The sequence below is a fragment of the Phytopseudomonas flavescens genome (assembly GCF_900100535.1).
Classification (GTDB): domain Bacteria; phylum Pseudomonadota; class Gammaproteobacteria; order Pseudomonadales; family Pseudomonadaceae; genus Aquipseudomonas; species Aquipseudomonas flavescens.
The window spans coordinates 103,627-116,236 of sequence record NZ_FNDG01000004.1 but is presented as its reverse complement, the minus strand read 5'-3'; the positions used below and the strand labels follow the sequence as shown (position 1 = coordinate 116,236).

General features: G+C 67.1%; 7 protein-coding genes. All 7 read right to left on the bottom strand.

The features are described 5' to 3' along the window. Positions 1 to 265 precede the first annotated feature (265 nt). The gene (gene recD, locus BLR94_RS06575; RefSeq protein WP_084303966.1) at positions 266 to 2,293 is read right to left on the bottom strand and encodes an exodeoxyribonuclease V subunit alpha; all 2,028 of its coding nucleotides are present in this window, start codon (positions 2,291 to 2,293) and stop codon (positions 266 to 268) included. Further along, positions 2,290 to 5,940 carry an exodeoxyribonuclease V subunit beta gene (gene recB / locus BLR94_RS06570; RefSeq protein ID WP_084303965.1) on the bottom strand — a complete coding sequence of 1,217 codons (3,651 nt, stop codon included), beginning with the start codon at positions 5,938 to 5,940 and terminating at the stop codon, positions 2,290 to 2,292. Before recB ends, recD begins: the two co-directional genes overlap by 4 nt. Beyond that, the gene (gene recC / locus BLR94_RS06565; RefSeq protein WP_084303964.1) at positions 5,937 to 9,386 is read right to left on the bottom strand and encodes an exodeoxyribonuclease V subunit gamma; all 3,450 of its coding nucleotides are present in this window, start codon (positions 9,384 to 9,386) and stop codon (positions 5,937 to 5,939) included. The genes recB and recC overlap by 4 nt, the downstream gene beginning before the upstream one ends. Before the next feature lie 97 nt (positions 9,387 to 9,483). Next, complete coding sequence (locus BLR94_RS06560; RefSeq protein ID WP_084303963.1) at positions 9,484 to 9,957, bottom strand: winged helix-turn-helix transcriptional regulator; 474 nt, start codon at positions 9,955 to 9,957, stop codon at positions 9,484 to 9,486. A gap of 286 nt (positions 9,958 to 10,243) precedes the next feature. Further along, positions 10,244 to 10,477, bottom strand: a complete 234-nt coding sequence (locus tag BLR94_RS06555; protein ID WP_084303962.1) for a hypothetical protein — start codon at positions 10,475 to 10,477, stop codon at positions 10,244 to 10,246. A gap of 27 nt (positions 10,478 to 10,504) precedes the next feature. Beyond that, positions 10,505 to 11,152: a response regulator gene (locus BLR94_RS06550; RefSeq protein WP_084303961.1), complete on the bottom strand. Its 648-nt coding sequence runs from the start codon at positions 11,150 to 11,152 to the stop codon at positions 10,505 to 10,507. Positions 11,153 to 11,528: 376 nt separating this feature from the next. Further along, positions 11,529 to 12,599 (bottom strand): protein-glutamate methylesterase/protein-glutamine glutaminase, encoded by a 1,071-nt coding sequence (locus tag BLR94_RS06545; RefSeq protein WP_084303960.1) that lies wholly within the window; start codon positions 12,597 to 12,599, stop codon positions 11,529 to 11,531. Positions 12,600 to 12,610: the final 11 nt, after the last annotated feature.

Here is a 12,610-nt window from a genome sequence, read left to right as displayed (position 1 = left end):
AGCATTCGCAAGGCACTCCCGGGTATCGCTACGCTCAACCACGGGCTACCGAATCTTGGATCGTCCGGCTTCGCAGGGTGGATCATGCTTTACCTGCGCCGCCCAACCTATCCACCCTTGGCTGTGCTCATCCATGTAGGGTGGATGGCGCTGTTTTCATCCACCACCAAGGTTACCGAGTGGTGGACGGATAAAGCGTCGTCCACCCTACTCAATGGATACCGAATTAGCCCTTGCGAGGTAATGGGCAAGACGGTATCTACGGCTACTCTGCAGCCAACCGCTCCCATAACCCGCTGCGGCGTTCGACGCGGCGCCCGATGGCGGTTTCGAATACGCCGGCGCGGCTTTCGATGAGGCTGAAGCAATCCCGGGCGCGGGTGATGCCGGTGTAGACCAGCTCCTTGGTCAGCACCGGGTTGAGGTTATCCGGCAACACCAGGGCGCAATGGGCGAACTCCGAGCCCTGGGATTTGTGCACGGTCATGGCGAACACGGTTTCCACGGCGCCGAGGCGGCTGGGCAGGATCGAGCGCAGGCTGCCCGAACCGTCGTTGCGCGGGAACACCACACGCAGCGCCGAGCGCAATGGGCCACCCGCCTCCAGTGCCGGCTCGGGCAAGCGCAGGGCGATGCCAATATCGCCATTCATCAAGCCGAGGCCATAGTCGTTGCGCGTGACCAAAACCGGCCGGCCTTCATACCAGCCATGCTCCTGTTCGATCAGCCCGCGCTGCAACAGCGCATGGGCGATGCGCCCGTTGAGCGCCTCGACGCCCCAGGGGCCCTTGCGTACCGCACACAGCAGTTGAAAACGATCGAACGCCGCCAGCACGCTGGCGGCCCAGGCATCCCAGCGCTCCTCACCGTCGGACAGACCAGGGCGCTGCTCACGGAGAACGCTCAGGTAGTCGGCATAACCCACCGGGCGTTGCTCGCCGCCTGGCAAACCATCGAGCAGCAAGCGTTCGAAAGCGCGGTCCTGCTCACCCGCCAGACGCAGTTGGTACAGGTCCGCGCCAGCGGCGGCGAGCACCTCGCGAGCCTCCATGGCTGCACCGCGATTCACCGCCAGGGCCAGACGCCCGATACCGGAGCCCCCGGCGAAGCGCCGGGAATGGCGGAGCATGACGATGTGCTGCGACAGCGCCCGCTCTCCCGCCTGCAATTGCACATCGTCAATCCGCTCGCCAGTCTGCCGCGCCAGCCACTCGCCGGTGGCCTGGCTGTAACCGCCCGCCTCGGCATCACGGCACAAATCGCCGAGCACCGCCCCCGCCTCCACCGAGGCCAGTTGGTCTTTGTCGCCAAGCAGGATCAGCCGCGCATGCATCGGCAGCGCATCGAGCAGATTGGCCATCATTTCCAGGTCGATCATCGAGGCTTCGTCGACCACCAGCACATCCAGCGGCAACGGGTTGGCGGCGTGATGACGGAAGTGCCGACTGTCCGGCCGGCTGCCCAACAGACGGTGCAGGGTGGTGACCGTCTTGGGGATCTGCTCGCGCACCGTTTCGCTGACGGGCAGCGTCGCCACCTGCGCACCGATGGACTCGGTCAGCCGCGCCGCCGCCTTGCCGGTAGGCGCCGCCAGGCTCAGGCGCAACGGCGCGCCCTGATCCAGCGCGGCCGCCTGCAGCAGCGCCAGCAGGCGTACCACGGTGGTGGTCTTGCCCGTGCCGGGGCCGCCGGTGATCAGCGTGAAGCGCCCCCGCGCCGCCAGGGCGCAGGCCAGTTTCTGCCAGTCGGTGAGGCGCTGACCACCCAGTTCCAGGGGCTCGGGAAACAGCACCGCCAGGCGCTGAGCGAGATCGGCCGGCGCATCCGCCGGGGCCTGCAAGCGCTCGCCAATATCCCCGGCGACGCTGCGCTCGTAATCCCAGTAACGGCGCAGATACAGGCAGGTGCCGCGTAGTACCAGCGGCGCGACCTCATCCTCGGCATCCTGCAGCAGCGCGCTGTTCGCGCAGGCCGCCAGCCAGGCATCGGCGCTCAGACCCGCCAGCACCTCGGAAGGCAGCAGGCTGACGCCCTCGGCATCCTCGCCTTCCGGCGGCAGCGACAGCGCCGAATCCGCATCGGCCAGGGTGGCCTGCAGGTCGAGGCACACATGCCCCTGACCCAGTTGATGGCTGGCCAGCGCCGCTGCCAGCAGCAGCAAGGGCGATGCCTCGGGGTCGAGCTCGGCGAAGAAATGCGCCAGGGTACGATCCAGCTCGCGCAGCCAGCCGCGCTCGCTCCAGGCGGCCAACAGGGCGAACAGACCTTCACGGTTGTCGAGCATCGGCGTCATGCCAGCACCTCTACGGGCTCGCCGAGAAACAGCGCGTCCAGTTTTTCGATCAGCGCCCGCTCCGGCCGCGCCAGGTACTGCCCGGCCCCCGGTGCGCGCAGGAACAGGTACAGGGCGCCGCCCAGGTGCCGGTCGTAGTCGTAATCGGCCAGGCGCAGCCGCAAGTGGCGATGCAGGGCCAACACGTAGAGCACGTACTGCAGGTCGTAGCGGTGGCTGGCCACGGCAGCGCTCATGGCGTCAGCGGTATAGGCCTGCTCGTCGGCGCCCAGCCAGTTGGACTTGTAGTCGACCACGTAGTAACGCCCATCATGCTCGAACACCAGGTCGATAAAGCCCTTGAACATGCCATTCAAGGTATCCGGGCTCAGCCGCGGGCGCGCCACGCCGGGCATTTCAGCGCGTTGCACCAGCGCATCCAGACGCAGCACGTCGACCCGCCGGGCCTCGAACCAGAACTCCAGCTCGGCCTGGTACTCGCCCAGGGTCGCCAGGCTCACCGACTGGCCGTTACCCAGCGCCATGGGCTGCACCAACAGGCCCAGCAGCCACAGCCACAGCGGCTCGATCCAGGTTGCCAGGCCACGTCGCTGGCAGCGCCGCGCCAGGTGCTCACGCAGTACGTCCGGCGCCGCCGCCATGGCCGCGAAGCCTTCCGCCGCAGCGATTTCCAGCAGGCCATGGAGGAAGGTGCCGGGGTTCGACCCGCGCGGAAAACGGTGCAGGCCCTGGGCGGAGAGCGGAATCTGCTCCAGCGCCAGTGCCGGGCGCTCGTCGTCACTGGCGATCTGCACGGCCGAGCTGTCCGGGGACACGTCGTCGTGGCGATCCAACGGGTGGCGCTCCACCGTACTGGCCTCGCCCTCCTCCATGCGCAAGGCACTGTAGGAGGCGATCCACCAATGCTCGGCAGCACGGCGTGATGGCGTGCGCCACTGCGGCTCGAAGGCGTTGGCATCCGGCGCACGGTACTGCTGCTCACTGGCAACCGGTGCCGGCAGCGCCACGCAGCGGGGGGGATCGGCCAGCGGGCTCAGCCAGTCGCTCAGTTGCGCGCTCTGCGCCAGGGGTTGCCCGCCACCGAGCAGATAACCGAGCGCGCACTGGTGCAGCCGCGAGGTCTTGGCGGTACCGATCTTCAGGTCCGCAATACCCAGCCAGCAGGCGTGCTGGGCCCGGGTCAATGCCACGTAGAGCAGGCGCAGGTCCTCGCCCAGACGCTCCTGCTCGGCCTGGGCCAGGCTGGCCTCGTCGGGTTTGAGCAGCAGACGGCGGCGCTCGCCGTCGTGGACCTGCAGCGGTTTCTTGTCGTCCAGCGGGCGGAATGAACAGATGAAGGGCAGGAACACCAGCGGGTATTCCAGGCCCTTGGATTTGTGGATGGTCACCACGCGCACCAGCGCATCGTCGCTTTCCAGGCGCAGCACCTGCTCCTCGGCAGCCTGACCGCGCCCGGCCAGGGACTCGCCAAGATGACGGATCAGCGCCAGTTCGCCGTCCAGTTCGGCGGCGGCCAGCTGCAGCAACTCGGCCAGGTGCAGCAGGTTGGTCAGCACTCGTTCGCCGTCAGGACGGCTCATCAGTCGCTGTGGCAGGCCGAAATCCTGCAGCAACTGGCGCAACATCGGCAGCACGCCCTGGCGCTGCCAGCGCTGGCGGTAACCACGAAATTGCATGACCCGCGCCTCCCAGAAGCGCTCGTCGAGGTTCAGCTGTTCCAGCTCGGCCAGGCTCAGGCCCAGGGTCGAACTGGCCAATGCCGCACGCAGCGGGCGATCCTGATCGGGCTCGGCGCAGGCGCGCAGCCACAGCAGCAGGTCATGGGCTTCCACCGTGTCGAACACCGAGTCCTTGTCCGACAGGTACACGCTGCGTACGCCGCGCATGGCCAGCTCGCCACGAATCGCCTGGGCTTCCTTGAAATCGCGCACCAGCACGGCGATGTCGCTGGGCCGCAGGGCCGTCAGCTCGTCGCCCTTGAGAAAACCGGCGCGCTGCTGCTGGCCAAGCACCAGCAGGCGGACGATTTCTGCCGCGGCGCTACCGGCCAGGGCGTCCAGATAACGCCCCTTGGCAACCGCCTCGTCGCTGGGCAGTTGCCAGAGGTTGAGCGCCGGCTGCGCCTCGCCCTCGACGGTCCAGACGTCCTTGCGCCCCTGAGCGCCGACCGCAATGAACGGCAGGTCGTCGCGCAGCAGAAAGGCGCCCTGCCCGCCCTCGCGTGACTCGGCCAGCTGGAACAGCCCGTTGACCGCCTCGACCATGGGCTCGCTGGAGCGGAAGTTGGTGTCCAGGTTGTAATGCCGCCCGGCGGTGGCACGGCGTGCACGCAGGTAGGTGTGGATATCCGCGCCGCGAAACGAATAGATGGCCTGCTTGGGGTCGCCGATCATAAACAGGCCACAATCCGATCTATTGGCCTCAACTTGGTAGAGCGTGTCAAAAATGCGGTATTGCAGCGGGTCGGTGTCCTGGAATTCGTCGATCAGTGCCACCGGGAACTGCTGGCGAATCACCTCGGCCAGGCGCGGGCCGCTGTCACCCTGCAGGGCGTCGTCCAGGCGGCTGAGCATGTCATCGAAGCCCATCTCGGCGCGCTGACGTTTCTCGCGGTCGAAGCGCTGGCGGATCCAGGCGGCGGCGTGGCGCAGCGCGGCATCGCCCGGTGCGGGCAGCCCGTCGAGATGCGCCTTGAGCGTGGCCATGGCATCCAGTGCCGGATGCGCAGGCGGCGCCCCCACCTTCCAGGCCTCGGCCAGGCCATCCGGGGTCAACCGAGTGAAGCCGTTGCCGATATCCAGTGCTTCGTCATCGCCCAGGGCCCAGGCGCGCAGCTTGTCGAACCAGGGCACGTAGAAACGCGCCTGCAGCTTTCTGGCATCGACCTGCTTCTCGGCTGCCGCCTGCTCGAGCAGGCCCTGCAACTCGTCGGCCCAGGCTGCCCAGGGTTGCTTGAGGGCGATCAGCGCGCGCTGACGCGCCTGCAAGGTTCCATCCAGCAGATCGCCCAGCGCCAGGGCGGCGCCATCGTGGTCTTCGCCAAGCAACGGGCGGATACGCAGGCCCAGCTCACCCGGCGCGCCCCAGTGCTCCGCCACCCATTCGAGGGCCAGGCCCTGCAGCGGATAGCAGTGCTGGCGCCAGTAGTCGCGCACCACCTCGGCGAGCAGCTCACTGTGGTCGGTTTCCAGGGTCTGGCTGAACAGGCTGCCGCTGTCGAAGGCGTGCTCGCGCAGCATGCGCTGGCACCAGCCGTGAATGGTCGACACCGCCGCCTCGTCCATCCACTGCGCGGCCAACTCCAGGCGCCGGGCGCACTCGGGCCATTGGGTGGAGGCGAAGTCGGCCTTCAGGGTGGTGAGCAGGACGTCGCCTTCGGCATCACCGCGAAACACCGTGGCCGCCTGCACCAGGCGCGCACGGATACGGTCACGCAGTTCCCGGCTGGCGGCGTCGGTGAAGGTCACCACCAGAATCTGCGGCGGCAGCAGCGGCTCGCGAAAGGCGGCTTCACCGCCATGCTGGAGGATCAGGCGCAGGTACAGCGCCGAGATGGTGTAAGTCTTGCCGGTACCGGCGCTGGCCTCGATCAGGCGGCTGCCGTGCAGCGGAAAACGCAGCGCCAGGGGGCGTGTAGGCTGGCTCATGGCTGGTCGTCCTTGAGTTCGGCAATGTCTGCATCGAGCAATGATTTGTAGAGCACGGCGCCCCAGTGGGCGAACTGACCGTTGTGCAGCAGGGCGTCGAAGCCCGGGTACTGGCGAGCCAGGCTGGCGCTCTGCTGCACTTCGCCGGTGACCAGGTGGCCGCCTTCGTAGACCTTGCGCGCGGCGTCTATCGCCTTGTCCTCATCCTCGTCCTTGTCGAGCTGAGCGAACCAGGCCGCGACCGTTCTGATCGCCACCGGCAGCGGTGCCTGCATGCCCTCGGCATAGGCTTGCAGCCACTGACGCAGGATGCGCTCGCCCTCGGCCCGAGCCAGCGGCTCGAAGGCCAGGCGCACGTCTTCGGCGACCAGCAGGGTGGTGAGCGGATGCCCGCAGGCCGCGGCCACCACATGGCTGATCCAGGGCCTGAGCAGGCGGTGCCACTTCAGCGAACGATCCTTGCGCTTCAGGCCACCCGCTTGCAGCTCCAGGCGGGCCAGGGCGTCGCCGGCACTGCGCAGTTCGCCGAGCCAGTCTTCGAGTTCCAGGCCGGCATGGGCGAAACTCAGGCGAATCGGCGACGGCAGACGATCGGGCCAGCGCGCCAGCAGGGCTTGGTAACCGCGCAGTTGCTCCGGCATCGGTTCGAGCAGTTGCGCGCGCAGACGATCACCGAAACCCGCCACCGGCAACAGACCGCTGCGCTGGATGCGCCGCGCGGCCCGCGTCAGCGCCGCGTCGACACCTTGGTTCTCTTGCAGCGCCAGGGCTGCAGCCTGCAGCAGCTCCTGCTGGATCTGGTGACGCTGCAAGCCATCCAGGGCGAAGGGTTCGCTATCCAGCTCGGCCTGCTCGGTTTCGTCCAGGTGCACCTTGAGGCGCACGATGAAGAAGTGCTTCACCGGGTCGCGCAGAAAGCGCTGCAGCTTTTCCAGATTGAGCGCGGCATCCGCCAGGTAAGCACCCAGTGGCTGTTCGGCGGGCTGAGCCAGCGGTGCACGGTGCGACGCAGCCCACTCGTGCACATAGCTGAACAGCGGCCCGCTGCCGGAAAAGTAACGGCGGCTGAAGGGTTGCAGCGGGTGTTCGGTGGTCAGGGCGTGGAGCAGATCGCCGCCATCGGCCAGGCGCCAGGCGCTGGCCAAATGGTCGCGCAACTGGCCGACCAGTACCGAAGGCGGTCGCTCGGTGTTGTCGCGAATGCTGCGCCCTACCCAACTGATATACAGGCGCTCGCGCACCGCCAGCAGCGCTTCGAGCAGCAGGTAGCGGTCGTCTTCACGGCGCGAGCGGTCGCCGGGGCGGTAGTCGCCGCCCATCAGGTCGAAGTCCAGCGGCGCCTGGCTGCGCGGGTAGTCGCCATCATTCATGCCCAGCAGGCACAGGTGACGAAACGGGATGGCGCGCATCGGCATCAGCGTGCAAACGTTCACCGCGCCCGCCAGGAAGCGCTGGCTGAGCCCACCCTGGTCGAGCCCGCCCAGCCAGGCTTCACGGACTACGGCCAGCGGCAGGGCTTCTTCCAGCGTGGCCGCGTCGCAGAGTTCCAGCCAGCTTTCCAGGGCATCCTGGGCCTGGTTGCGCAGCACTTCGTCGCGCTCGTCCTGGGGCAGGAAGAAGTCGTCCAGCAGCGCTCGCAAACGCTCGCCCCAGGTCACCGGCAGCAGCGTCTCGGCAAGGCTGTCGCAATGTGTTTCCAGCACGTCCAGCAGGCGCGTCAGCGGGCCGATCAGCGCGGCATCCAGGCCGCCGATCTCGTCATAGGGCTCGATGCCCGCGCGCGCGCCGGCACCGCCCACGGCGTAGCCGAGCAGCATGCGGCGCAGGCCGAAGCGCCAGCTGTTCTGCTCCAGCCCGGCACCCAGGCCAAGGCCTTCGCGCTGCTCGGCGTCCAGCCCCCAGCGCACACCAGCGCCCTCCAGCCAGCGGCGCAACACCGACAGCTGGTCTTCGGGAATAGCGAAACGGGCTCGCACCGCGGCTACGTCCAGCAGGTCGAGAATCTCGCTGACGCTGAAGCGGCTGTCCGGCAGACGCAGCAGATGCTCCAGGGCGATCACCAGCGGCTCCTTGCCGCGCAGCCCCTGGTCCGCCAGGGTGAAGGGAATGAAGCGCGGATCGTCGCTGGCGAACTGGCCGAACACCGCGCGAATCTGCGCCGCGTAGCTGTTCACGTCGGGCACCATGACGATGATGTCCCGCGGGCGCAGCGTCGGGTCCGCGCTGAAGGCGGCGAGCAGATGATCGTGCAGCACCTCCACCTCACGCTGGGCGCTGTGGGCGACCTGAAAACGCAGAGAATTATCCTGTACGGGATCGACAGCGGGCCAATGCGTGCGGCTCTCTTCTACCGGGCGCAGGTCGAGAATGTCGCTCTGCAATTGGCCGAGCAGCGTGCTCTCGTCCGTAGTGCTGAACAGGTCGATGCGCTCGAAATGCTCGCGGTAGCGCTGCGGCTCGTCGTACTGATCGAGCAGGTTGATGTAGTCGCGCCCCTGCTTGCCCCAGGATGCCAACAGCGGCTGGCCATGCTGATGCAGCTCCACCGCGTCGAACAGCCCCAATTGGCCGACTTGCCCAGCCTGCCCGCCCGACTTGCGCTTGTGCCGGCGATACGCGTGGCGCAGCAGATCCTTGTCTTCGACGATATCGCCCCAGTGGTGCTGCGACGGGTTCTGCACGTAGAGCATCACCTGGCTGAAGCGCGCCATGGCCGCCAGCGCCTCAAGCATCTGCGCCGGCAACGAGGAGATGCCGAACACCGTGACCCGGCGTGGCAGGCCACGGGGCGGCGCCTCCAGCTCGGCCAGTTTGGCGACGAAGCGCGGATGCACACCCGCGCGGCTCTGGGCCAGGTGTTCATCGCCTACATCCGCCAGCAACGTGCGCCACAGCAGCGGTTGCCACAACGCGCTTTCGTCCAGCTCATGCACACCGCCGCGGGCCGTGCGCAACTGATCGCGCCCTTCGGCCCAGTCCGCCAACCAGTCGGCGCGGTACACCTGGTACTGGTCGAACAGATCGGCCAGGCGCTCGGCCAGTTGATGGCGTTTACGCAGGTCGGCATCGTCCGCCAGAAAGCGCCGCAACGGCGCGAAACAGGGCTCGCCCAACAGACTCGGCAGCAGGCGCATCAGCCGCCAGGTAAGCGGTGCCTTGTCCAGCGGCGACTGCTGGGGAATCGCCTCGCTGCCCAGCACGCTGCGGTACGCCTGCCAAAGAAAGCGTGCCGGCAGGCTCACATCCGTGGCCGCGGCGATGCCGCAGCCCTCCTGCTCGGCCAGGGCCAGCTTGAGCCACTGGGCGATGCCGTTGCTCTGCACCAGCAGCACTTCGTTCTCCAGCGGCCGTAACGGATACATGCGCATCCACTCCACCGCCAACGCCCTCAGTTCCTCGAGGCGATTGCCATGGATCACGATCAGACCGGGGTTCAGCGCCGACATGGATGGGGTTCCTGAGTGTGCAGAATCAGACGGTGAATGATGACAGAGCGAGGCGCAGGAGGGGGATGCGAATGCGCCGTCTCGGCGCCAGCCACGTTCAGGAGCTGGCGGGCGATGCAGCGGATGTCGGCAGTTTCTTCACGCAGGTATCCGCCGCCGCCAGTGGCTGACCGTCACGTCCGGTCGGCAGCAACCTGGCAAGCGGCTTGCCGGAACTGCGCTCGACCCGTGTCGAGAGGGCTTCGCTCCGGGCGAACAGATGGCCTTCGCCCCACTGGCGCATCGAAACCAGCACCGGGAACAGCGATTCACCCCGGGGCGTCAGCAGGTAATCCTGATACGCGGAGCCGTCCGCTGCCGGGGCGGCCTGGAAGATGCCTGCGTGCTCCAGCGCACGCAGGCGATCGGCAAGGATGTTGCGGGCAATGCCCAGGCTGGACTGGAAAGCACCGAATCGCCGCACGCCATCGAAGGCATCGCGGATGATCAGCAGGCACCAGCGATCCCCCACCAGGTCGACTGCGCGGGCTACCGGGCAGGGTGAATCGTCGAGGCGTTTGCGCTTGGCCATGGTGGTACGTCCTCTGGCGCCTGTCGGCAGGCAGGGCTTCCAGCTATCCGGTTGCACTTTAAAACTTCCCGGCGAACGATGACAGGGCCAGCCCCGAACCCGCAAGGCCATGACAACTTTGCACCTCATCGAGCCGGGGCCAAGACACCCGGATAGACAACGCACGAACCCGAAATAAGGGCTGCCCGCTGTCGCTGAACAGGGCATGTAGTTGCAAATTGAAACTCAAGAAATAGCCTTATCGGGTTTCAAATTAAAACCAGACAGGAATCAGCACATGTCGCGCTCAGCCATCGAGCCCGCCCACACCCCGGCAGCGGTAGGCGGCGTGATCAGCGCTACGCAGATCGGCTGCGCCCTCGCCCTGCTGCTGCTCGTCCCGCAGGGCGGTCGCATGGAAAGGCGGCGCCTGATGCTGATACAGCTGGGCCTGCTCATCCTCGCGCTTGCCTGCGGCGCGACCGTGCCAACGACCCTGCTCCTGCTGGCCGGCATGCTGGCGATCGGGCTGCCGCTGCACCTGTCACATCGCCATGCGGCTTGCGACTCAATCGTCGGGGGTGATCAGCCCTTCGCGCACGGCATACAGCACCAGGCCCGGGATATCGTGGATGCGCAGGCGGCGCATGATCTGTGCGCGATGCGCCTCGACGGTTTTCACGCTCAGGCCAAGACCATCGGCGATGGCACGGGTGGAGGCTCCACGGGTGATCAGGCGCAGCATCTCGATCTGCCGCGGGGTCAGGTTGCTGTCCGCCGGAATCGTCTTGACATGGCCCAGCGCCTGGTCGATCACGTAACGGGCCACCGCCGCGCTCAGATAACGATCGCCACGGCCCACGGCGCGTAACGCCAGGTGCAGCTCGGACATCGCCGCGTCTTTCAGCAGATAGCCGGCAGCACCTCGCTCGAGGGCCTCGAGAACCACCTTGGCGTCGGTGTGCATCGACAGCATGAGGATGCGCGCGCAGGGCACTTCGCGACCGATCACCGCCAGCGCCTCCAGGCCGCTGAGACGGTTCATCGACACATCGAGGAGAATGATATCGGGCAGCAGAGAGCGAGCCATGGCGATAGCCTGATCGCCGTCTTCGGCCTCCCCCACCACCTCGTAACCTTCCAGTTCATTGACCATCGCCTTCACGCCAACGCGTATCAGCGCGTGGTCATCGGCCAGCAGCAACCTGCACGTCATGGCACGTTCTCTTGTCTCGATCCAAAATGGGGTTGCGGCTATCCTCGGCAGCCACGACCGACCCGTATCGCGCCGTCCAGAAGCGACCGGATCTACCAGTACAGAGCATAGTCGTATTTGGAGGTGCGCCACGCCGAGGAACGGCAATACGCTATCACGCCCGGGAGATCCGGTGCGACCCGGATCCGTGACAGCGGATGTTCATCGCGGCGCAGTTGCCCAGCAGGCAGCCAGCGTCCGCGTTCAGGAGCCAACCCTGGCAGGCCGAATCCACGGGCTCGTCGCTGTCGAGCCAGCGATCCGCTGGACAGCGGCGAGCGGCTCAGGACGCTGCCGCCGGTAGACGCGCTACCGGGCGCATGCAGCGGCCAACGGCTCAACAGGGAGCGTAGCCGACATGCTGGAGAATGGTGCGTGGCAGGTTGCTCAGCGATTCACTGAGCTGCGCGGCGCCCAGCTTGAGGGCCTCCTTGGGCATGCCGAACACCACGCAGCTGGCTTCGTCCTGGGCAATGGTGCAGGCCCCCGCCTCACGCATGGTCAACAGGCCACGGGCGCCATCGTCGCCCATACCGGTCATGATCACCCCCAGGGCGTTCTGCCCGACGTGCCTGGCCACCGAGCGGAACAGCACGTCCACCGACGGTTTGTGGCGGTTCACCGGTGGCCCGTCGAGCACCTCCACCACGTACTGCGCGCCACTGCGCTTGACCTGCAGGTGGCGACCACCGGGGGCGATCAGCGCCAGCCCCGGCAGGATGCGGTCCATATGCCGGGCCTCGCGCACCTCGATGCGGCACAGGCCGTTGAGGCGCTGGGCGAAGGCGGCGGTGAACTTCTCCGGCATGTGCTGCACCACCACGATACCCGGACAATCCACCGGCAGGCGGCTGAGCAGCACCTCCAGCGCCTGGGTGCCGCCCGTCGAGGTGCCCAGGGCGATGACCCGGTCGGTGGTGCTGAAGCGCATCGGCTCGGCGGCGATGCTCGGCCGGGGGCTGGCTGGTGCCGTTTCCACGGCGCGTACCGGCAGCGCCCGAGGACGACTGCGCGAGGCCTGTTCGATCTGCCGGATCAGATCGCCGGAAAGCTGCTGCAGGTTTTCCTTGAGCCCCAGGCGTGCCTTGGTGAAGACCCCCACGGCTCCCGCCGCCAGCGCCTCCAGCGTCAAGGGTGCGCCGGCCTCGGTCAGCGACGAGCAGATGATGCAGGGGGTCGGCCGCTCGGCCATGATCTTCTTGAGAAAGGTGATGCCGTCCATGCGCGGCATCTCCACGTCGAGCAGCAGCACGTCCGGCCACTGGCGCTTCATCTTCTCCAGGGCGAACAGCGGGTCGGCCGCCTGGCCGATGACCTCGATCCCCGGGTGATTACCGAGGCAGGTACTGAGCACCTGGCGAACCAGCGCCGAGTCGTCGACGATGAAAACCTTGATCGGTGTGGACATCCTGAATGGTT

Excerpts from the sequence above, each read along its gene's own strand:
- recD (WP_084303966.1), bottom strand. The coding sequence starts at position 2,293 with ATGACGCCGATGCTCGACAACCGTGAAGGTCTGTTCGCCCTGTTGGCC.
- recB (WP_084303965.1), bottom strand. The coding sequence starts at position 5,940 with ATGAGCCAGCCTACACGCCCCCTGGCGCTGCGTTTTCCGCTGCACGGC.
- recC (WP_084303964.1), bottom strand. The coding sequence starts at position 9,386 with ATGTCGGCGCTGAACCCCGGTCTGATCGTGATCCATGGCAATCGCCTC.
- BLR94_RS06560 (WP_084303963.1), bottom strand. The coding sequence starts at position 9,957 with ATGGCCAAGCGCAAACGCCTCGACGATTCACCCTGCCCGGTAGCCCGC.
- BLR94_RS06550 (WP_084303961.1), bottom strand. The coding sequence starts at position 11,152 with ATGACGTGCAGGTTGCTGCTGGCCGATGACCACGCGCTGATACGCGTT.
- BLR94_RS06545 (WP_084303960.1), bottom strand. The coding sequence starts at position 12,599 with ATGTCCACACCGATCAAGGTTTTCATCGTCGACGACTCGGCGCTGGTT.